The organism is Mesorhizobium sp. M1006, from assembly GCF_040318825.1.
In the GTDB taxonomy this organism is placed as follows: Bacteria; Pseudomonadota; Alphaproteobacteria; order Rhizobiales; family Rhizobiaceae; genus Mesorhizobium.
Genome location: NZ_JAMYMZ010000014.1, coordinates 47,816 through 67,966 on the forward strand (window position 1 = coordinate 47,816; position 20,151 = coordinate 67,966).

General features: G+C 63.5%; 19 protein-coding genes. 10 read left to right on the forward strand and 9 right to left on the reverse strand.

Annotated features, from left to right (window positions below; translation table 11 throughout):
• The first annotated feature begins 78 nt into the window (after positions 1–78).
• The 3 genes from NKH60_RS15785 (at position 79) to NKH60_RS15795 (ending at position 3,527) form a co-directional block, all read left to right on the forward strand.
• The gene (locus NKH60_RS15785) at positions 79–1,101 is read left to right on the forward strand and encodes a phosphatase PAP2 family protein (protein WP_352449905.1); all 1,023 of its coding nucleotides are present in this window, start codon (positions 79–81) and stop codon (positions 1,099–1,101) included.
• A 9-nt stretch (positions 1,102–1,110) separates the two neighbouring features.
• Positions 1,111–2,658: a S8 family serine peptidase gene (locus tag NKH60_RS15790; protein WP_352872665.1), complete on the forward strand. Its 1,548-nt coding sequence runs from the start codon at positions 1,111–1,113 to the stop codon at positions 2,656–2,658.
• Positions 2,659–2,825: 167 nt separating this feature from the next.
• Entirely contained in the window at positions 2,826–3,527 is a 702-nt protein-coding gene (locus tag NKH60_RS15795) for an adenylate/guanylate cyclase domain-containing protein (protein ID WP_352501968.1), read from the forward strand.
• A gap of 135 nt (positions 3,528–3,662) precedes the next feature.
• Here the strand turns inward: NKH60_RS15795 and NKH60_RS15800 are convergent, their stop codons facing one another.
• Both NKH60_RS15800 and NKH60_RS15805 read right to left on the reverse strand, forming a co-directional pair.
• The gene (locus tag NKH60_RS15800) at positions 3,663–4,589 is read right to left on the reverse strand and encodes a DnaJ C-terminal domain-containing protein (RefSeq protein ID WP_023716886.1); all 927 of its coding nucleotides are present in this window, start codon (positions 4,587–4,589) and stop codon (positions 3,663–3,665) included.
• A 100-nt stretch (positions 4,590–4,689) separates the two neighbouring features.
• The gene (locus NKH60_RS15805; RefSeq protein WP_352612390.1) at positions 4,690–5,151 is read right to left on the reverse strand and encodes an RT0821/Lpp0805 family surface protein; all 462 of its coding nucleotides are present in this window, start codon (positions 5,149–5,151) and stop codon (positions 4,690–4,692) included.
• Positions 5,152–5,191: 40 nt separating this feature from the next.
• On the opposite strand from NKH60_RS15805, the gene pdxH reads away from it, so the two are divergent.
• A complete protein-coding gene (gene pdxH / locus NKH60_RS15810; RefSeq protein ID WP_352501971.1) occupies positions 5,192–5,809 on the forward strand; it encodes a pyridoxamine 5'-phosphate oxidase in 618 nt (205 codons plus the stop codon).
• Between the two features lie 277 nt (positions 5,810–6,086).
• Positions 6,087–6,302 (forward strand): hypothetical protein, encoded by a 216-nt coding sequence (locus NKH60_RS15815; RefSeq protein WP_352612388.1) that lies wholly within the window; start codon positions 6,087–6,089, stop codon positions 6,300–6,302.
• 72 nt (positions 6,303–6,374) lie between these two features.
• On the opposite strand, the gene NKH60_RS15820 is transcribed toward NKH60_RS15815, so the two are convergent.
• Both NKH60_RS15820 and NKH60_RS15825 read right to left on the reverse strand, forming a co-directional pair.
• On the reverse strand, positions 6,375–7,127 hold the full coding sequence (locus tag NKH60_RS15820) for a crotonase/enoyl-CoA hydratase family protein (protein WP_352612386.1): 753 nt from the start codon (positions 7,125–7,127) through the stop codon (positions 6,375–6,377).
• 53 nt (positions 7,128–7,180) lie between these two features.
• A complete protein-coding gene (locus tag NKH60_RS15825; RefSeq protein ID WP_352612384.1) occupies positions 7,181–8,944 on the reverse strand; it encodes an acyl-CoA dehydrogenase family protein in 1,764 nt (587 codons plus the stop codon).
• A gap of 123 nt (positions 8,945–9,067) precedes the next feature.
• Here NKH60_RS15825 and NKH60_RS15830 point away from each other — a divergent pair, with 123 nt between their 5' ends.
• From NKH60_RS15830 to NKH60_RS15840, 3 genes are all read left to right on the forward strand, one after another.
• On the forward strand, positions 9,068–9,448 hold the full coding sequence (locus NKH60_RS15830) for a type II toxin-antitoxin system TacA family antitoxin (protein WP_352612382.1): 381 nt from the start codon (positions 9,068–9,070) through the stop codon (positions 9,446–9,448).
• Positions 9,445–9,948, forward strand: coding sequence for a GNAT family N-acetyltransferase (locus tag NKH60_RS15835; RefSeq protein WP_352612380.1), 504 nt, complete (start codon positions 9,445–9,447; stop codon positions 9,946–9,948). The genes NKH60_RS15830 and NKH60_RS15835 overlap by 4 nt, the downstream gene beginning before the upstream one ends.
• A 138-nt stretch (positions 9,949–10,086) precedes the next feature.
• Positions 10,087–11,244: a glycoside hydrolase family 25 protein gene (locus tag NKH60_RS15840; RefSeq protein ID WP_502906609.1), complete on the forward strand. Its 1,158-nt coding sequence runs from the start codon at positions 10,087–10,089 to the stop codon at positions 11,242–11,244.
• Between the two features lie 21 nt (positions 11,245–11,265).
• Here NKH60_RS15840 and purD read toward each other — a convergent pair whose 3' ends face one another.
• Entirely contained in the window at positions 11,266–12,543 is a 1,278-nt protein-coding gene (gene purD / locus NKH60_RS15845; protein WP_352612378.1) for a phosphoribosylamine--glycine ligase, read from the reverse strand.
• A gap of 156 nt (positions 12,544–12,699) precedes the next feature.
• Between purD and ubiA the strand changes: the two genes are divergently transcribed.
• Positions 12,700–13,683, forward strand: coding sequence for a 4-hydroxybenzoate octaprenyltransferase (ubiA, locus tag NKH60_RS15850; protein WP_352872670.1), 984 nt, complete (start codon positions 12,700–12,702; stop codon positions 13,681–13,683).
• Here ubiA and NKH60_RS15855 read toward each other — a convergent pair whose 3' ends face one another.
• The 3 genes from NKH60_RS15855 to NKH60_RS15865 form a co-directional block, all read right to left on the reverse strand.
• Positions 13,684–14,250: a DUF6101 family protein gene (locus NKH60_RS15855; RefSeq protein ID WP_023674094.1), complete on the reverse strand. Its 567-nt coding sequence runs from the start codon at positions 14,248–14,250 to the stop codon at positions 13,684–13,686.
• 186 nt (positions 14,251–14,436) lie between these two features.
• On the reverse strand, positions 14,437–15,867 hold the full coding sequence (locus tag NKH60_RS15860; protein ID WP_352612374.1) for an FAD-binding oxidoreductase: 1,431 nt from the start codon (positions 15,865–15,867) through the stop codon (positions 14,437–14,439).
• Between the two features lie 18 nt (positions 15,868–15,885).
• Positions 15,886–16,866, reverse strand: a complete 981-nt coding sequence (locus NKH60_RS15865; protein ID WP_352612372.1) for an L-threonylcarbamoyladenylate synthase — start codon at positions 16,864–16,866, stop codon at positions 15,886–15,888.
• A 159-nt stretch (positions 16,867–17,025) separates the two neighbouring features.
• Between NKH60_RS15865 and NKH60_RS15870 the strand changes: the two genes are divergently transcribed.
• The gene (locus NKH60_RS15870) at positions 17,026–17,457 is read left to right on the forward strand and encodes a hypothetical protein (RefSeq protein WP_352612370.1); all 432 of its coding nucleotides are present in this window, start codon (positions 17,026–17,028) and stop codon (positions 17,455–17,457) included.
• 29 nt (positions 17,458–17,486) lie between these two features.
• Here NKH60_RS15870 and glyS read toward each other — a convergent pair whose 3' ends face one another.
• The gene (gene glyS / locus NKH60_RS15875; protein ID WP_352612368.1) at positions 17,487–20,090 is read right to left on the reverse strand and encodes a glycine--tRNA ligase subunit beta; all 2,604 of its coding nucleotides are present in this window, start codon (positions 20,088–20,090) and stop codon (positions 17,487–17,489) included.
• Positions 20,091–20,151: the final 61 nt, after the last annotated feature.

Consider the following 20,151-nt stretch of genomic DNA (forward strand, 5'->3'; position numbering starts at 1 on the left):
GCACCGCAGGCGTTACGTCGAGGCTCCGACCACCAGTTGGCGCGGATCAAATTTAGAAGCTTTAGTTGAGGGGTGGACATGATGTCGACAATTGATCTCAATAACAAGTTGTTTAGCGCCCGATTCTTAGTAAGTGGATCGGCCATAAGGCAATATCCGCTGATATTGGGTGACGCAAGTCCTGAAAAATCTCTTGAGGAATACATCAAAAATAGAGGCGGCGAAAAACTGCATCCTTTCGCGTCTATGATGACCAAGAGCAGCGTTCTGTCGATTCAAGAAGAGCAGATCGTGATAACGATTTCTGATGACCCTGTGGAGGGTGCCATGCGCCTTTCGCCAGCCTTCCTGGCGGGGCCGAGCGCAGGTCGAGGTCGAGGCAGGGGCAGAGGGCGCGGACGAGGACGGGGACGCGGCAGGGGGCAAACGGCTTTCGAAACTGGCGAGGAGGCTTTGCCGGCGTGGCACGACAAGCGTGCCTTGCACAGGATCGGACTAAGCGTCGCCAACAAATATCTCGGTGCGATCTGGGAGGACATTCTTATCGATCCCCCGCCCGGACCTTCAGAGAGCCTCAGGGAGACAGAAGCGCTTATCGATCTGCAGAAGAGGAGGGAAGGTGACCCGCTGCGGCGCGAGGAGATCGTCCGCCAAGCATCGTTCGGGATTTTGGACTACACGGCACCGCTCGGAATAGACACTCTCGCGGGCTTCGAGGGGACATGCGCATTGATCGTTGCGATCCTCGAACTCACGGAGGAGATCGGGCTCAACTACAAAGATCGATTCAATCGGCCACGGCCCAACATCATTGAGCCGAGGCTGCGGCCGGCGCTTCCGGTTCCTTCGCACGCTTCCTACCCGTCCAACCATTCATTTCAGTCATTTGCAGTGGCGAACGTTCTGCAACGGATGCTGCCCGAGCACGCCGGCGTAACCGCGGTTTATGAGCGCGCCCGCCGGGTGGCCGAGAACAGGGAATGGGCCGGGCTGCACTACGCCAGCGACACCGATGCCGGCGAGGAACTGGCTGCGCGCATTTCTCCGTACTTGGTGGACGCGATGGATGAAACGATCAGACGCGCCCAGAGCGAATGGTAGGTGGGTGCCATGATGGACGACATCAAGAAGGGCGAAGGCCATCTTTGTTATGACTGGTATCACTACCTGTGGCACCTGATCGCAATCGGCGCCTTACGCGATCGTCCGCGCATCCCTGAAGCGCGGTTGCCGCACGAGGCCGCATACCTGCTGGAGGCCGACGCCTGGGATTTGTTGGGTACTGACAAGCCCGGTTACGGCGAGGTCATTGCCCAGATCGATACGGGAGTGAACTCAAGCCATCCCAATCTCGAGCCTCGTATCCTTTCTGCGGTCAGCTTCGCCGCTCACCCTTTCGGGTTGAGTTACGTCACACCCAAGCAGCAACCGCTCGTCTTGCGGGGGCCGGAAAAAAAGCAGAGCAAGAGCTTTGTGGGCGACGATACCTGGGCGTGGGCGGCAAGCCTGATCAAATCGAGGAACAATGCGCAGGAAGTCGAGGTTCAGAAATCGCTGCTTCGAGCACTGAAAGATGGGCGCGGCGTAATTCAGGAGACTGCTGAGACCTCGCGTATGCGCTACTCAGCGCACGGGACCGCCTGCGCCGGGCTGATGGTCGGCGCCCCTGCGGCCCCGCCCACGCAGTTGAGGCAATTTAGCAACGGTGAAGGCGCAATACCTTATTGGGGGGTCGCCCCAGGCGCTGAACTCCTGCCGATCGAGATTTCAGCACGGCCCGACGCAGCGCAGCTCATTCTGGCGTTCCTCTATGCCCGCGACCAGAAGGTTTCAGTCATACACTTTCCCCGGGAAGTACCCGATCCATGGCGAGCGCACCGTTCCTATCCTGGATATGGCGACAGCAGATATACTTCGGTCGAACAGGCAAAGCCAATTTGGGATTATTTCGAGACGCTTTTCGAGGCGATCAGCGAGGAAATCCCCATCATCTGCGCAGCCGGCAACGATGGCTACGACCATCTGATTTACCCGGCGAGCAAGGCCGGCGAAAGCAATGGCGTGGTTGCGGTGGCGGCCGCCACTTATCTGGCGAGACGTTCGGCATATTCCAACTACAGCGGCGATCCGACCGACAATTCCGTCACCATTTCCGCGCCGTCCGACGACCAGGAGGTGTGTACACGCTGCCAAATACGACTGGACCGTGAGTCGCTGCGTTCACGTGACCACAATTTCGAGATCTACGAGAAGCTCCCCCAGGTTGAATACGCGCCGCAGGGCGTGCTCACCACGGACATCCCGGGCCACCACGGCTATTCCGGCGGACAGCTGGAAGGAATCCAGCCACCGGGCGTCGAAAGCAGAGACCGCGCCGGGCTCTACACAGTATTTGGCGGAACATCTGCAGCCTCGGCCATCGTCGCGGGAGCAGCCGCTTTGTTGCAGTCGAAACATCGCTCCACCGGTAGGCCGCTCAACGGCATAGAGGTTAAGGCGAAGATGACCCAGTCAGGCGCAAAGGAGGTTTCATGGCCTTGGCTTAAAAAAGCTGACGTTCCGATTCTACCGGACAGCCCTAATTGCGAGAGAAGGGTGCCTTCGTTCGATCAGCAGTTTGGAGCGGGGCTGCTTGACCTCCGGAAGTTGCTGAGCTGAGGGTCCCGCCGAATTTTGACTAAAAGGTCGGCTGCAAGCCGCCAAAGCCGGGCCCGAATGGATTTCTGACGTAATTCTGACGTGCCCGCCACGGCGGGCTTACGATCCGCCTACGCCGTCCAGTCATATTCGAGCGACATTTGAAACCGCTCGGGGGCCGGACTCCAATGCATCCGATCACTGCCTATACGAATCCACAGACTGACCGCGTGCTCCCGTCATTCGGCATGGGTGAAACGAAATTCCAGCGCGCCATCGCCACGATCATGTTTACCGACGTGGAGGACTCGACCGGCTTGGCGAGCGCACTTGGCCTGATCGAAACCACGCGGTTCATGATCGAGCACTTCACGTTGACCCGCCAGGTCGTGGTGGCCAATGGGGGGATCGTTCAAAACTTTACAGGCGACGGCGTGCTAGCTCTCTGGCTGGGGAGCGAAATGACGCCCAGCGAAACGGCGCTAAAGGCGCTGGCCGCCGTCGCGGAACTGGTACCGGAAATCTCGCTCGGCAACGCTTGGAAGCGTTCAATGGGCTCCCTGTCGCGCCGCATCAGGATCGGCTTACACTCCGGCGAGGTGATGTTCGTCAACGATCGCCAGCGGGATTTCTCTTTTCTGGTCGGCTCGGAGGTAAATTTCGCCCGCCACGTCGAGCAGGCTGGCAAGAGGGAGAATGGCGCAGGCGTCGATGCGCTGGTGATGGTCAGCGGTGCGACCCTCCACCTTGCTGGCCTGGCGACTGCATCGATCGACCCCTACAAGCTTGTGCGGCTAACCCCCGCCGAACTGGCTCATCGCCAGTCGGTCGACTGGCCTCGACCGTGTTCGCGAAGCGGAACTATGGCGCGTGCAAATGTCGGCCTTTGAGGCGTTAGCTGACGTTGAACCTACTTCGGCCAAATGGCGGCTCCTGGCGCTGGTTGCTCGTTTCCTGTCAATAACCGACGCGGCATGAAACCACTCACGCCCGCTTACGACGTCAAGCGCCAGCCTTTTCGACCGTCAGCCCTTTCGCCTGCGCATCAGTGCCTCGAGCTCGGCGTCGCCGCCCTCCGGCAGCATCAGCCGCACGTGTGCGTAGAGATCGCCGTGACCGCCGGCCTTTTCCGGCAGGCCCCTGCCCTTCAGCCGCAGAACCTTGTCCGAGCTCGACCAAGGGGGAACGTTGACCGCAATCCTGCCGGTCGGGGTTTCGACCGCCACCTTGGCGCCATGCACCGCATCGGCCAGTTCCACCGGCAGGTCGACATGCAGGTCGCGGCCTTCGACGCGGTAGCGCGGGTGCCGGCGGAAACGGATCTTGACCAGCGCATCGCCCGGCTGCCCCGGTCCTTGCTCACCCTGGCCTTTCAACCGGATGGTCTGGCCGTCCTCGACATAGGCCGGCAACTTGACCGCCATCTTGCGGCCGTCGGGGAACATCGCCGTCACTTTCTCGGCGGTTGCGGCCTCCTCGATGGTGACGTCCAGCGTCACGTTGAGGTCGGCTGCAGTCGGCATCCGCCGGCCGGCGCCCATGCCGGCACCGCGCTGCTGGCTGAAAGCATCGCCGAAGATCTGGCTAAAGATGTCGCTGTTGCCGTCGAACGGGTCACCACCGGGACGGCCCGTGCGGAATTCGAAATGCGCGCCGCCCGGCCCTTGCTGCCGGCGGAAACCGGCGAAAGGATCGGCGCCGCCGGCCGCACTCTCGAAACCCTGAAACCGCGGTTTGCCTTCGGCGTCGATCTCACCGCGATCGAAAGCCGCCCGGTTCTTCTCGTCGCCGACGATCTCGTAAGCCTGATTGGCGGCGGCAAAACGCTCCTTTGCCTTGGGATCCGGATTCTGGTCCGGATGATACTTCTTGGCGAGCTTCCGGTACGCCGATTTTATGTCCTTGGCCGATGCGTTCTTGGCAACGCCCAGCACCTCATAGGGGTCGCGCATGCTTACTGCCCTGGAGAAGGAGTGGTTCCATGATCGCCTCCTATATGCGCTTGCATAGGAAGAAATTCCAGTGGCTTACCGCTATATAGCCGGCGGAAAATCAGAGCGCCTTGAAGTCCTGCATTCGCCAGGCGCTGCCGCCGGCCAGGCATACTTCGCCTTTGAACAGCGCGACGCCGTCGAAGCTCTCGCGCGACGCGGTGAAGCGACGGCATGTCTCACCGTTAGCCCTGAATTCTGCGAGCTCGGTGATGGAGCCGCGCGAGCCGGTGTCGGCATTCGCCCAGGGAACGGCCTGCCCAGCCAGTTGCTCGACGTCGGCGGAGGACACGGCGTTGCGGATCGTGGCCTGATCGGAGGCGCGGTCCTGATCGAGCGGCGTGACTGAGGCCGGCGTGCTCGAGGTCAGCACCGAGCGGTCGACCTCCGCCTGCTCCAGGCTGAAGCCGCCGCCACCACAGGCGGCAAGCGGCAGGACGATTATCACGATCATGGCTTTGGCGCTGGCCGAAGCGATAACGCTCCATTGCCCACTGTCAAAAGCTTGCGCGATACGCGACAATCGGCAATCTCCCCAGCCGGCGACAAATTTGGGAAAAACTATGAGCGAAACCGGGTTAACAAGCGGTGACTTTACCGAGGCGGCGGAGCCGTTCCGGCTCTTTGCGGCGTGGCTCGACGACGCGACGAAGAGCGAGATCAACGACCCCAACAGCGTGGCGCTGGCGACCGTTGATGCCGAAGGCATGCCGAATGTGCGTATGGTGCTGCTTAAGGGGTTCGACGAGGGCGGCTTTGTCTTCTACACGAACTTCGAGAGCGCCAAGGGCCGTGAGATCCTTGGCAGCATGAAAGCGGCAATGTGCTTCCACTGGAAATCGCTGCGCCGCCAGGTGCGAGCGCGCGGCCCGGTGGAGATCGTCACCGACGCCGAAGCCGACGCCTATTACGCGACGCGTCCGCGCGGCAGCCGCATCGGCGCCTGGGCATCCAAACAGTCGCGGCCGCTGGAGAGCCGCTTCGCGCTGGAAAAGGCGGTCGCCGAATACACGGCGCGCCATGCGATCGGCGACATCCCGCGGCCAAAACACTGGTCAGGCTTCCGCATCGTGCCGCAGACCATCGAGTTCTGGCACGACCGTCCGTTCCGGCTGCACGACCGTGTCGTGTTTTCGCGCAACGCCGAGGGCGGTTGGGACAAAATGAGGCTGTATCCGTAGGGCACGACGGTGGAGCGCCGCTGCCCATTTTTTCAGCCCTTCTTCCTGGTCATGAAGGCGGCCAAGGCCGGGCCGCTTCTGGCGGATTTCCAATTCCCACGATCACGATCTCGTGTGCGTGAAACGTTCCAGCTTGCCGGAACGAACCAGGAAAGGGCTCAACGCGCCGCTGGCGCAAATTCAGGAGGAAACAATGCATTCACTCAGGTTGGTCACGATAGCCGGTCTTGCCTGCCTTTTCGCTTCGCAAGCCTTTGCGGAGGACGCGATGGGGACAATGACGGTGATGAAGGGTGGGGAGGTCATGGCGATCATGCCCGATGGGCATATGGGCACCATGATGCCCGACGCGAAGATGAGCGCCGAAATGATGAAAATGGCGAAACCGATCAAGCATTGCATGATGTTGATGACCGACGCCAAAGGCAAGACGTTCATGATCGACACGTCTTCGGCAAAGGCCCAGGCCGAATGTAAAAAAATGGCGATGTGACAAAGAGATCATGGCAAGAAAACCCGCCGGTTTCTGCCGGCGGGTCCACGATGCGAGACAAGGCCAGAAGGTCTAGGCCTTCTTCCTGGTCATGAAGGCCGTCAAGGCTGCGCGGGCCTCGTCGGATTTGAGCCGCTCGCGGAAATGCTGGCTTTCCTGGCCGATGCGTTCGACAAGGGCGTCGCGCGAGCCGCGCATCAGGTCGCGCGCGATCTTCAGCGCTTGCGGCGGTTTGGCAGCGATCTGGCCCGCCGCCGCCAATACCGATGCTTCGAGTTCCCTCTCCTCGACCACCTCGTAGATCAGCCCGGCGGCCTTCGCGCGCTCGGCCGAAAAGCCCTCGCCGAGGCCAAGCAGCGCGAAGGCGCCTTGGCGGCCGAGGATCTGCGGCGCGAGCAGGCTCGAACCGGCCTCCGGCACAAGGCCGAGATCGACGAAGGGCGTCCGGAATAGTGTGCGCGGCGTGGCGAAGGTCAGGTCGCAATGCAGGTTGAGCGTGGTGCCGATACCGACAGCAATGCCGTCGACACCGGAAACCATCGGCTTTTCCACCTTGGCCAGCGCCATCAGGAAATCCCAGACCTCGGTACCGCCTTCACCGCCCGAGGCGACAATCATGAAATCGGCAAGGTCGTTGCCGGACGAGAAGGCACCGGGCACGCCGAGAAAGACATGGACGCGGATCGCCGGATCGGCGTCGCCCCCGGCAAGGGCCGCCGACATCGTCGCGTACATGGCGCGGGTCAGGGCGTTCTTCTTGTCCGGACGGTTGATGCGGATGATCTGGATGGCGCCCTGGCGTTCGACGAGGATGTGGTCTGTCACGGATTGGTCCTTTGTGAATTTCGGGCCTTTGTGAATTTCGGCGCGTGCGAACCTCAGGCTGAAATCAGCGCCTTGCCGGCAACGGCAAGGCTGTCGGCGCCGCCGACGACGCGCTCTTTGAGCGCGGCCACTTCGCCAAGCAGGTTCTCGGCGAAGAACCGGCAAAGCGCGATGCGGTTTTGGTCGGCAAGCGCGCCGCGCGCCAGATAGGCCCCGCCTGCGGCAAGCGAGATCAGCCTGAGATAGGGTGTGGCGCCGGCCAGCGCCTCGTCCGATCGGCCTTCGGCTTGCAGGTCTTGCAGGAAACGGGTTGCCTGGGAGAGCTCGTCGAGCGCCTGGTCGAGGCGATCGGCGGTGCGGCCGAAGCCTTCAAGGTTCGACGCTCGCACCGCATCGGCAACGGCCTTGAGTTCAGCGATGTAGCCATGCACATGCCGGCCGCCGCCGAGCGGCAGCTTGCGTGTCACCAGATCGATCGCCTGGATGCCATTGGTGCCTTCGTAAATGGGCGCGATGCGCGCGTCGCGATAAAGTGCTGCGGCCCCTGTCTCCTCGATGAACCCCATGCCGCCATGCACCTGCAGCCCAAGCGAGGCGACCTCGACGCTGACGTCGGTCGAAAAGGCCTTGGCCAGCGGCGTCAACAGATTGGCGCGCTCCTGCCAGTGCTTTGCATCTTCGCTCTGCGACGCAAGATCGATGGCGTGGGCGCAGGAATAGCAGATGGCACGGGCAATCTGGGTCAGCGCCTTCATGGTCAGAAGACTGCGCTGGATGTCGGGGTGATGCACGATCGGCGCCATGCCGGCACCGCGATAGCTCGCCGCCTTGCCTTGCCGGCGACCGTTTGCATAGGCGAGCGCCTTCTGCGTCGCCGCCTCGGCGACTGCGACGCCCTGAATGCCGACGGCAAGGCGCGCATTGTTCATCATGGTGAACATGCAGGCGAGGCCCTTGTTCTCCCCGCCGACCAGCCAGCCGATCGCGCCGGGCGCGGTGCCTTCGAAGCCATCGCCATAAATCATCGTGCAGGTCGGCGAAGCGTGGATGCCCAGTTTGTGCTCCAGCCCGGAGCAGAAGACGTCGTTGCGTGCGCCCAGCGCGCCATCGTCTCCGACCAGGAATTTCGGCACCAGGAACAACGACAGGCCGCGCGTGCCGGCCGGCGCGTCCGGCAGCCGCGCCAGCACCATATGGATGATGTTGTCGGTGAAATCGTGCTCGCCATAGGTGATGAATATCTTTTGCCCGAAGATGCGGTAGGTGCCGTCGCCGGCCGGTTCGGCGCGGGTTCGCAAGGCATTCAGGTCCGAGCCTGCCTGCGGCTCGGTCAGGTTCATGGTGCCCATCCATTCGCCGGAGACCAGCTTTTCCAGATATTTGGCCTTGAGTGCCTGCGAGCCATGCTTGTCGAGTGCTTCGACCGCGCCCATGGTCAGCGTCGGGGCGATGCCGAACGCCATCGAGGCGGAGTTCCACATTTCGAGCGCGGCGACGCCGAGCATGGCCGGCAGCGCCTGGCCGCCATACGCTTCAGGCGCGGACAGCGCATTCCAGCCGCCGCCGATCCAGCGGCGATAAAGTTCCTTCCAGCCGGGCGGGGTGGTGACGGCAGCGCCGTCGAGCACCGCGCCTTGCTGGTCGCCGATCTTGTAGAGCGGCGCCACCTCCTCACTGGCGAAGCGGCCGGCCTCGGCCAGAATGGCGTCGACGAGGTCCTCGCCGAGTTCGCCAAAGATGCCGGCATCGAGCGCCGGCTTCAAGCCGGCGACATGCTTCAGGGTGAAGGCGATCTCCTCGACCGGTGCCCGATACATGGCGCTCGCTCCTCCTCTGTCCGGCTCTCCTCAGTCCGGCAGGTCAACTCAAGATCCGTGCCGACGCTCCCCGTCCACCTTCGTTTTACGTAAACGTCAAACTTTGTCACGCGGATTTTGCAGTTGCTGGCTCGTCTGCAAAAATATTTAGAGCCGGACGACGCACTTGATTTGTACGGCTATTTCCCGTACAAGGCAGCATCAGGGGTGACGATAATGCCAAACCAACAGACCCGCACCGCCCGTCTCGAAGCCCGTATTTCGCCGGATATGCTGGACGTTGTGAAACGTGCCGCCGAAATCCAGGGCCGCAGCGTCAGCGACTTCGTGGTCGCCGCCGCTCAAGAGGCGGCGCAGCGTACTATCGAGAACACCACCATCATGCGTATCTCCATCGAAGATCAGCGCGCCATGATGGAGGCGATTCTCAATCCGCCCGAGCCTAATGAGGCACTGCGCAAAGCTGCCGACGCCCACAAACGGCTGGTCGTCGAAACCCGGTGACTTTCGCCGTCATTATCGAACCGCTCGGCGGATCGCAGGATCGCAAGGCGTTCAGCTGCGGGGTACCGGCGCTCGACCGCTACATTCGGGAGCAAGCCAGCCAGGATGTCAAACGCCGAGTCGGCAATTGCTTCGTTGCCGTGGATCGCGATGGCGGCGCGATCGCCGGATATTACACTTTGGCGGCGTCGAGCATACCAATCGCGTCCTTGCCTGACGAACAGACAAAACATCTGCCACGCTACCCGGTTCTGCCCGCGATATTGGTCGGCAGGCTGGCCGTCGATGCCCGATACCAGCGGCGGCGGGTCGGGTCGGCGCTGATCGTGGATGCGCTACGACGTAGCGTTAGCGCTGCCCCAGCAGCCTTCGCGTTGATTGTCGATGCCAAGGATGACCAGGCGGTCGCGTATTATCGCAGGCATGGCTTCACCTCGTTTCAGAGCCGCCCGCTATCACTGTTCCTGCCCATAGCAACAGCGTTGAAGCTATTTGGCTGACAATCGCAACCATCGCTTTGCTCTTGAGGAGTACCAAGGATCGCTTCGCCAGCGCTCCAACTCGCCCACTCGGCACCCGAAGCATTTCCTTAACCATGGCGGTTCAGGATTTGGCTTTGGCCAGCAAGGATCTGCTGTTTGAAAACGCCGGCGCGCCCCCTTGTCCGCTCAGCGCTTCTCCTTGTCGCGGCCGCGATGACCCTGGCGCTGACGCCGGCAAAGGCCTCGGATTTCTCCGAACCTTGGAAGGATGCCGACCGGGCGCTGGTCGTCGACGCCTACGAATACAATTCCATCGACTGGACCCGGCTAGCCGCCGACAAGCGTCTTGTCGGCTTCATCAACAAGGCATCCGACGGAATGCCGCCACCCTATTTCTGTTTCGGCGACGAGACCGAGGTGCGGCTGTGCAAGACGCTTTGGAAGCGCCATGCGATGGCACAGGAACTGTTCCAGACGCGCAAGGTTGTGGCCAAGGCGCTTGGCTTGAAATGGGGCGCCTATCACCTCGCCCGCCCCGGCAACCCGGTCGGACAGGCCAATAATTTCATCGAGTTCGCCGAACCCGGACCGGATGACCTGCTTGCCCTCGACATCGAGGACGATGACCCCACCCAATGGATGTCGCTCGAGGATGCCGAGGAATTCGTGCGCCATGTGCATCGGCGGGTTGGCCGCTTTCCAGTGCTCTACACCAACGGCACGACAGCCAGGCATATCGCCGACAACAAGTATAAATACCCGCTCCTGTCCCGGCTGCCGCTGTGGTATGCGCGCTACAAGCCAGACATCGGCGTGCATTTTCCGATGGGCAACTGGCAGGGTTATGCGCTCTGGCAGTTTTCGGCGCGAGCAAACTGCGGCCGGTTCCGCTGCCCTTACAGGGTCGCGGGCACACCCAACGATATAGACGTCAGCGTCGCGCCGATGAACGCCACGGAATTGCGCGCGCAGTGGCCGTTCGGCGGCCTGATCGACGTGCAGCCGGATTATCTCACCTCGATACCGGTGCCGCTCTCACGCGAGGCGGGGCTCGCCGGCGGCACCATCACTTACGCCAGCGTGACGCCAGCAAGCTTCGAGGAGATGGTCGCGGTATTCAGGGCGCGCCTGGCCAGGTTCAGCAGCGGCTTTCAAATGCCTGCGGCGAAAGCGGTGCCGGGCCTTCTGCGCGGGATTGCCGAATATGTCGCCTGGACGCGAAACGAAAAGCGTGCGGCATCGGTGCCAGGATTTGTCTCCACCGCCGATGCGGTCAGCAGCGTCTCGACCGAATTCGACCACGGCTTGCGCTGAGGCCGAAGGCAGCCCGAAGCATCAGTTCGCCTGCTCGCGCGCCACCGCCAGCCAGCCAATGTCGCGGCGGCAAAAGCCTTGCGGCCAGTCGATCCGGTCGAGCGCGGCGTAAGCCTTCTTCTGCGCCTCGCCGACGGTGCGGCCGGTCGCCGTGATGTTGAGCACGCGACCGCCATTGGCGACGAGTGCGCCGCCGTTTATGGCGGTGCCGGCATGAAATATCTCGACGCCCTCACCCGCCGCCGCCTCGACGCCGCGGATGACCGAGCCCCTTTCCGGCGTGCCGGGATAGCCCCTGGCTGCCATCACCACGGTGAGCGCCGCCTCGTCGCGCCAGCGCACCGAAGTATGCGCCAGCTGGCCGTCGGCGGCTGCGTTGAGCAGGACGAGCAGATCGTCCTTCAGCCGCATCATCAGCACCTGGCATTCCGGGTCGCCGAAACGGGTATTGTATTCGATCAGCTTCGGCCCGCTGTCAGTGATCATCAGCCCGGCGAACAGCACGCCGGAAAACGGCGCGCCTGTTTCAGCCATGCCGCGCATGGTCGGCTCGACGATCTCGCGCATGGTTCGGTCGATCATTTCCGGCGTCATCACCGGGGCCGGCGAATAGGCGCCCATGCCGCCGGTGTTCGGGCCGGTGTCGCCGTCACTGAGGCGCTTGTGGTCCTGCGCGGTGCCGAAGGGCAGCGCGGTGGTGCCGTCGCACAGGCAGAAGAAACTTGCTTCTTCGCCGACGAGAAACTCCTCGACCACCACTTCCGCGCCGGCCTGGCCGAAGGAGCCGTCAAAACAGGCGTCGAGCGCGGCCAGCGCCTCGTCAAGCGTCATGGCGACGGTGACGCCCTTGCCGGCAGCGAGGCCGTCGGCCTTGATGACGATCGGCGCACCCGTCTTCTCGACATAGGCCCTGGCCGAAGCCAGATCGCCGAAGCGGCCATAGGCGGCGGTCGGGATGCCGTATCTGGCGCAGAGGTCCTTGGTGAAACCTTTCGAGCCTTCCAGCCGTGCCGCTGCCTTTGACGGTCCGAAGACGCGGATGCCCTCGGCGCGCAGGTCGTCGGCAATGCCGGCGACCAGCGGCCCTTCCGGCCCGACCACCACGAGGCCTATTTCATTCTCGCGGCAGAACCGGGCCACCGCCGTGTGATCCGCAATATCGAGCCTCACCAGCTCGGCTTCGCGGCCGATACCCGGATTGCCGGGCGCCGCGTAGAGTTTGGTCAGCAGCGGCGACGCCGCGATCTTCCAGGTAAGCGCATGCTCTCGTCCGCCGGAGCCGATCAGCAAAACACGCATGCCCAGATTCCTTGCCATTTCACGACCAGGACTGCGCTATTGCGCCGCGCGCGACGGGTCAAGACATTTGGCTGCCGAAGCGCCGATTGCGCGTGGCGAGCGTGCGGGGGCTGCTTGACGCTTGACGGCATTCGCCTCTGCTGCCACTCCAGCAAAATGGAAACCGTCCAGTCGAAAGCGGCCCAGGGCCGCGTCGCCGATGCGCCGAGCGGCCACTGGGTCTATCGCGTGCTGCCGCGGCGGTTGTGGCCCTATGCGCAGCTTGCCCGGTGGGACCGGCCGATCGGCTGGCAATTGCTGCTGTGGCCATGCTGGTGGTCGGCTGCGCTTGCCGCGAGCGCCTATCCGCGTCCGACGGACCCGCTTCTCTCTCTGCTGCCGTCGCCGTGGTATCTGCTGCTGTTTTTTGTTGGCGCGTTCGCCATGCGCGGCGCCGGCTGCACCTACAATGATTTGGTCGACGAGGACATCGACAACCAGGTGGAACGCACGCGCTCGCGGCCGCTGCCGGCCGGCAAGGTCACGCGCCGGCAGGCCTGGATGTTTGTTGTCGTGCAGGCACTGGTCGGCCTTGCCGTGCTTTTGCAGTTCAACAGCTTCGCCATCTTGCTCGGCATCGGCTCGCTGGTCATCGTCGCCGTCTACCCGTTCATGAAGCGGTACACCAATTGGCCGCAACTCGTTCTCGGCCTTGCCTTTTCCTGGGGAGCGCTGATGGGATGGGCGGTCGAGTTCGGCGATCTCGATGAGCCGGCAATCATGCTCTATATCGGCTCGATCCTGTGGGTGATCGGCTATGACACGATCTATGCGCATCAGGACAAGGAAGACGACGCTATTGTCGGCGTGCGCTCGACGGCGCGCCTGTTCGGCGACAATACCAAGGCGTGGCTGGCCGGGCTTTATGGCGGAGCGCTGGTCTGCTTCGCCATCGCCTTTGCCTCGGCACAGGCACCGGTGCCTGCACTGGCCGGGCTGATCGCCGCCGGCGCGCATCTGGCGCGGCAGATCGGCGTGCTCGACATCGACGACCCGGACCAGTGCCTGAGGCTGTTCAGATCGAACAACCAGGTCGGCTGGCTGATCTTCCTCGGCCTGATCGGCGGCGCGGCCTGGGTGGCGCTGAAGCCGCTGGTTTAGCTACTCCCGCGAAATGAGCTCCTCGCCGCCGATGACCAGCCTGAGGCCGAGGTCGCCGGCGCGGCGGCGGGCGAGGAAGCGCGGGCGGCGCATGGTCGAGACGCGACCCTTGCGGCGGTCCTGCGCCGGCAGCGCCTTGATGGCGGCGCCGAGCGATTCTTCCAGCGTGCGGGCAATGCCGTCGGCCTCGATCAGCAGCATCGGCAGGCGGTAGGCGTCGGCCCAGGCGCGCCAGTCGGCGGCGACGTCGTCGAGATCGTCGGCGACCAGCAGCGGCACCGACAGCATCGGGTCATTGTGCAGAAGCTCAAGCGTCACTGTGACATTGCCATCCGGATCCTCCATCGCGCGGGCGGCGACGCCGCGAAACGCGTTGGCGGGCAGAGCGATGATCGCCGGCACGCCGCTCATCTCCAGCGTGCGGCGGATAACCGCGCCGCGCTGGTCGATGGTGAAGGTAACGTCGCCATAGTCGTCGCGGGTGGCGTAGCTCACCACCTGCGGCAGGCGAAATGGGTCGAGGCGCATATTGCGGCCGGCCCAGACTGGCTTCAGTCCAGTGTTCATATCGTGCCTTTCCTGTTTCTCCTGAGAGCCGGTGTTTCCGGTTCTCCGGGCCGGTTTTCCCAGCCTCGTTTGTGGAGAAACATTAGCGCGGGCTTCTTATCCTCGCGCTTAAGAAAGTCGGTTAAATTTTGCTGATCCGGGGCGGATGGTTATCGGAATGCCAACCGGCGCAGGCCGGCGAAAGGATCAGATAACCTTACCCGGATTCATGATGCCGGCCGGATCGAAGGCGGCCTTCACCCTGCGCATCAGCTCGATCGCCATCGGCGGCGCCGTCGCGATCAATTCGTCCCGCTTCAACTGGCCGATGCCGTGCTCGGCCGAGATCGAGCCATGAAACGCGCGCACGACGTCGTGCACGGCCTTGTTCATGATGTGGTAAAGGCCGAGAAACGCCTCGTCATCGCCGTCGGCCGGCCGGGAGATGTTATAGTGCAGGTTCCCGTCGCCCATGTGGCCGAAGCAGACGACGCGTGCGCCGGGACTGACCGATTGCACGGCGCCGGCGGCCTTTTCAATGAAGGGCGGGATTGACGCCACCGGCACCGAGATGTCGTGCTTGATCGAGGCACCTTCCGGTTTCTGCGCCTCGGGCAGCACCTCGCGGAAATTCCAGAACGCATCGCCCTGGGCCATGCTTGCCGCGATCACCGCATCGCCGACGATGCCTTGCTCGAGGCCTGCCTGCAGCACCTCCTCGATCAGCGCCCTTGCGTCGTCGGCCGAACGGCCCGACGAGATCTGCATCAGCACATACCACGGCCAATCGCCGGCAAGCGGCCGCACCACGCCTTGTGCGTGGGCAAGCGTGAAGTCGTAGGGCCTCTGGCCGATCAGCTCGAAGGCGGTGAGCGCTGCCCCTGCACGGTCCATCGCCAGGCTGAACAGCGACAATGCCGCCTCCGGCGATGACAGGCCGGCAAACGCCACCTCGCGCCCCTTGGGCTTGGGGAACAGCTTGAGCACGGCGGCGGTAATGATGCCGAGCGTGCCCTCGGCGCCGACGAACAGGTTCTTCAGATCGTAGCCGGTATTGTCTTTTTTCAGCTTGCGCAGATCGTCGAATACTTCGCCGGTCGGCAGCACCACTTCGACGCCGAGGCAGAGCTCGCGCGCATTGCCGTAGGCAAGCACGCCGGTGCCGCCGGCGTTGGACGAGAGATTGCCGCCGATCTGGCAGGAGCCTTGCGCGGCAAGCGACAGCGGAAACAGCCGGTCGGCGGCATCGGCCGCTTCCTGCAGCGTCTGCAGGATGACGCCGGTTTCGACCGTCACCGTGTTGGACAGCGTATCGATCTCGCGGATGCGGTTCAGCCGCGACAGCGACAGCACGATCTCGCGGCCGGATGCGTCCGGCACCTGGGCGCCGACCAGCCCTGTGTTGCCGCTTTGCGGCACGATGGGCGTGCCGGTTTCGGTCGCCAGCCGCATGATGCTGCTGACCTCCTCGACGCTCCCCGGCCTCAGCACCAAAGCCGTCCTGCCGTGCCAAAGTCCGCGCCGCTCGGTGAGGAAAGGCGCGATGTCCCGCTGATCGCGCAGCGCATATTTATCGCCGACGATTGTCGCAAAGCGGGCGACGACGGCGGGGTCGAGATCGGGGGAAATGTCGTTCATGGGTGGAAACTATGGTGCTCAATCCATCTTGTCACGCGGGGCGATCTTGTCACGCGGGGCGGCGGCGCGCGAAAGCCGGTCGTTGATCGCCTCGCCCAGCCCTTCGAACGGGATCGGCTCGACGGCGATGGTTTTGGCGCCACTGTCATCGAGATCCTGCAGATGGGCGAAGAGATTGCTTGCCGCCTCGCGCAGGTCGCCGGTCTCCGACAAGTTGCGCAGGGCGGCTGCATCGCGCCAGCCTTCGGCACGGCGGCGGCCGAAGGCCAGCAAGGCTTCCCCCGGTGCGACCTCCGCAGCATTGAGCCGCACCGCCGCACCTGGCGCATAGTGCGAGGCGAGCATGCCGGGCGCCTCGACGACCGAAGCGCCGCGCAGCAACTTTGACCCGGCCACCGCTTCGATCTCTTCGGCGGCAATGCCGCCCGGCCGCAGCAGCCGCAGCTTTCCAGCTTCAACCTTGACAATGGTCGATTCCAGCCCGACCGGCGTCGCGCCGCCATCGACCACAAGCTTGATCCGGGGACCGAGATCGGCGGCCACGGCCTCGGCCGTCGTGGCGCTGATCCTGCCCGAGGAATTGGCGCTTGGCGCCGCCAGCGCGCGGCCGAACCTGGCGATCAGCTCGCCGCCAAAGCCTTTCGGCATGCGCAGCGCGATCGTTTCCAGACCGGCGGTGACCAGCGGATGAATGCCGTTGCCGGGCCGTTGCGGCAGCACCAGCGTCAGCGGCCCCGGCCAGAATGCCTGCGCCAATCTTTCCGACAGCGGATCGAACAGCGCGATGCGCTCGGCCATCGCCGGGTCGGCTATATGGGCGATCAGCGGGTTGAAGCGAGGGCGGCCCTTGGCTTCGAAGATGCGGGCCACGGCAACGCCGTTGGTCGCGTCGCCGGCCAGCCCATAGACGGTCTCGGTCGGGATGGCGACGACATCGCCGCTCTCGAGCAGCGCCAACGCCCTTTCCATCGCCTCGCCGACGGCACGAATTTCAGCCACTGTCGTCACCTCACGGATGCGGGTGCCTAATACGCTGACGCCGACGGAGCAAGTCCGGGCGTAGGCGAATCGCAAATCGCTAAAATGCTCTGTTTCTCCGCAAGCCGGCATCAACTGCCCTCGGCTACGGTGCCGTCTTGTTGGGCAAGGGGAATTATCATGTTTTCGATGCGTATCCTTGGAGCGCTTGGTCTGGCGTTTATGGCCGGCACGGCACAGGCCTCATCGCTGGTTTTTCTCGGGCAAACGACGGCGACGCCTTCGGTTGTAAGTGCCGGCGCGCTCGAACGGGCGAAAACACCGTCGATCGTCGCGCTCGGCGAGAAGTTGCCTGACGTCAATGAAAACGTCACCGATGAAAAGGTCGCGGCAATCCCGAGCCAGCCGAACCATGGCTTCACCGGAACCCCGATGATCATTCGCGGCGGTATCGTCGGCGATGCCTTTGCAACGCCCGCGCCCAAAGCCGCGCCGGCCACCGCTGCCGCGCCCGCCGCGGACAGCAAGGCCGACCCAAAGGTCGCCAGCAAAACCCCTGAACCAGCTGCGCCGCAGCCTGCGCCGCTAGCAGCTCCCGACCAGCCGAAATAGCGCCACAAGCGATGATTTTTTCCCGGACGTCAGCCGGCTATCTTGGAGAAATCCGCGACCCGGTCGGTCGCCGCGCGGATGCGGGCGAGCAACGCCAGGCGATTGGCGCGCACCGCCTGGTCCTCGTCGTTTACGAGGACTTTCTCAAAGAATGAATCAACCGGCTCGCGCAACACGCTAAGCGCCAGCATGGCGGCGGAAAAGTCTTCGTTTTGAATTGCTTCGCCGGCTTGCTTCTCGGCTTGATTGACCGCGGCGTACAAGGCTTTTTCGGCGTCCTCCCGGAACAGCGCCGGCTCAACACGGTCGGCGATCGTCGTGTTCTTCTTCTCCTCGGCAGCCACGATGTTGGCAGCGCGCTTGGTGCCGGCAAGCAGGTTCCTGCCGTCCTCGCTGTCGAGGAAGGAGCCAAGCGCTTCGACGCGGCGGACGATTTGCAGGAGGTCGTCGTTGGACGATTGGCCGATCTCCCCCCTAGAGGGGGAGATGCCCGGCAGGGCAGAGGGGGGCGCGACAGAATGAGAGGCTGGCGGGACAGCGCCCCCCTCTGTCGGCTTCGCCGACATCTCCCCCTCTAGGGGGGAGATTGGGCGCGAGCCCGCCGCCAGTACGGCGTCGATCAGATCGTGCCGCGCGCCCTGGTCGCGGAGATAGACTTTCAGGCGGTCGTGGAAGAAGGACAGGAGATCGGCAATTATGTCAGACGCGGAACGGTCCGGTAATTCGACGCCGCGTATTTCCGAGGACAGCAAACCTGCCCGTTCACTGATCAAATCGTCGGCTGATCCCACACCGGTCGTGAAATCACCCCCATCGTCCGCTCGCCAGACCACCGAAAACCGATTGCCGCGATTGAAGGTAAGCCCGAATAGCGAGTTTAAAAACTGGCGCTGGAGTGGCAGTCTTACCCCATTCTCGACCAAAATCCTCACAACGCCCAGCGCCGCTCTTCTGAGCGCATAGGGGTCCTTCGATCCGGTCGGCTTTTCATCAATAGCCCAGAACCCGACCAGCGTGTCGAGCTTGTCGGCAAGCGCCACGGCCACCGAAACCGGATCAGTTGGCACGCGATCGGACGGTCCCTGCGGCTTGTAGTGTTCCTCGATCGCCGCGGCAACGGAAGGATGCTCGCCCTGCAGCAGTGCGTATTTGCGGCCCATGGCGCCTTGCAGTTCCGGGAACTCGCCAACCACTTCGGTGGTGAGGTCGGCCTTGGCGAGCACGGCGGCGCGGCGCGCCAGCGCGGTAATCTCCCCCCTCGAGGGGGAGATGTCGCCGAAGGCGACAGAGGGGGTCATCTCGCGTGGAGCGCCAACTTCCTCTTGCTTCGAAACGTCAGGTCGCGTCGCGCCAGCCGAGGCGACCCCCTCTGGCCTGCCGGCCATCTCCCCCTCAAGGGGGGAGATCGACTGCGCCACGATCGGCGCCAGTTCTTCCGCCAAACGCGCAATCCGCTCCACCCGCTCGCCTTGCGTGCCGAGCTTGGCATGAAACGTTACATTGAGGTGGTCGAGGCGGGCCATGCGCTGGTCGAGCGGTTTTTTTAGATCAAGCCCGAACTTTTCCGCCGATGCCTGCAGCTGGTCGAGATCCGGCAGGTCGCTCTGGTCGGTTCTCCAGAAATAGAGCGCGTCGGACAGGCGCGCGCGCACCACCTTGCCATTGCCGTGGGCGATCTCCTTGCCGCCGTCCTTGGCCTCGATGTTGGCAGTCAGGATGAAGCGGTTGGAGAGCTCTTCGCCCGCGCCGTGCGGCCGTGTCACAAAACACTTCTGGTTGGCGCGGATGGTGAGCCGGATCACCTCGGCCGGAATGGCGAGAAAATCCTGTTCGAATTCGCCCATCAGCACGACAGGCCATTCGACCAGGCCCGACACTTCCTCCAGCAGCCCCTCGTCCTCGACGAGATCGAGCCCGCTGGCGAAAGCAAGATTCCTGGCATCGGCGAGAATGATCTCTTTGCGTCTGTCGGCATCGAGCACGACCTTGGCCGCCTCAAGCTTGGCGACATAATCGTCGAAGCGGCGCACCGTGATGGCGCCAGGCGCATGGAAACGGTGGCCGTAAGTGATATTGCCTGAGCGGATGCCGTCGATCTCGAAATCGACGACCACCGGCTCCTCGGTTTCGGGGCCGAAGGTGCACAGGATCGATTGCAGCGGCCGCACCCAGCGCAGCGAGCCGGGCTTGGCCGAAGCCGGCCCCCAGCGCATCGATTTCGGCCAGGGGAAGTTGCGGATGATGCCCGGCACCAGCTCGGCGATGATTTGCTCCGCCGCCCTGCCGGGCTTCGCAATATGAGCGACATAGAAGTCGCCCTTCTTCGGATCGGAATGAACATGCGCCTCGGCAATCGAGGCAAGGCCGGCCTTGCGCAGAAAACCCTGCACCGCCGGCTCGGGCGCCTTGGTCGAGGGCCCCTTGATCTCCTCGCTGATGTCCTTCGAGCGGGCGGTCAGGCCGCGAATGTCGAGCGTCAACCGGCGCGGCGTCCAATATTCGCGCGCCGCCTCATAGGTCAGCCCGGCCTCGACCAGCCCGTCGGTCAAAAGCTTCCTGAGATCGCCGGCAGCCTTGCGCTGCATGCGGGCGGGGATCTCTTCCGAGCGAAGTTCTAGAAGCAGGTCGGGCATCGAAGGAACTCATGGACAAAAATAGCCGCCGCTTCGCGGCGACCTCCCCATCAAGGGGAGG

Excerpts from the sequence above, each read along its gene's own strand:
- NKH60_RS15795 (WP_352501968.1), top strand. The coding sequence starts at position 2,826 with ATGCATCCGATCACTGCCTATACGAATCCACAGACTGACCGCGTGCTC.
- pdxH (WP_352501971.1), top strand. The coding sequence starts at position 5,192 with ATGAGCGAAACCGGGTTAACAAGCGGTGACTTTACCGAGGCGGCGGAG.
- purD (WP_352612378.1), bottom strand. The coding sequence starts at position 12,543 with ATGCGTGTTTTGCTGATCGGCTCCGGCGGACGAGAGCATGCGCTTACC.
- NKH60_RS15785 (WP_352449905.1), top strand. The coding sequence starts at position 79 with ATGATGTCGACAATTGATCTCAATAACAAGTTGTTTAGCGCCCGATTC.
- NKH60_RS15825 (WP_352612384.1), bottom strand. The coding sequence starts at position 8,944 with ATGTATCGGGCACCGGTCGAGGAGATCGCCTTCACCCTGAAGCATGTC.
- glyS (WP_352612368.1), bottom strand. The coding sequence starts at position 20,090 with ATGCCCGACCTGCTTCTAGAACTTCGCTCGGAAGAGATCCCCGCCCGC.
- NKH60_RS15815 (WP_352612388.1), top strand. The coding sequence starts at position 6,087 with ATGACGGTGATGAAGGGTGGGGAGGTCATGGCGATCATGCCCGATGGG.
- ubiA (WP_352872670.1), top strand. The coding sequence starts at position 12,700 with ATGGAAACCGTCCAGTCGAAAGCGGCCCAGGGCCGCGTCGCCGATGCG.
- NKH60_RS15870 (WP_352612370.1), top strand. The coding sequence starts at position 17,026 with ATGTTTTCGATGCGTATCCTTGGAGCGCTTGGTCTGGCGTTTATGGCC.
- NKH60_RS15790 (WP_352872665.1), top strand. The coding sequence starts at position 1,111 with ATGATGGACGACATCAAGAAGGGCGAAGGCCATCTTTGTTATGACTGG.
- NKH60_RS15860 (WP_352612374.1), bottom strand. The coding sequence starts at position 15,867 with ATGAACGACATTTCCCCCGATCTCGACCCCGCCGTCGTCGCCCGCTTT.
- NKH60_RS15800 (WP_023716886.1), bottom strand. The coding sequence starts at position 4,589 with ATGCGCGACCCCTATGAGGTGCTGGGCGTTGCCAAGAACGCATCGGCC.
- NKH60_RS15855 (WP_023674094.1), bottom strand. The coding sequence starts at position 14,250 with ATGAACACTGGACTGAAGCCAGTCTGGGCCGGCCGCAATATGCGCCTC.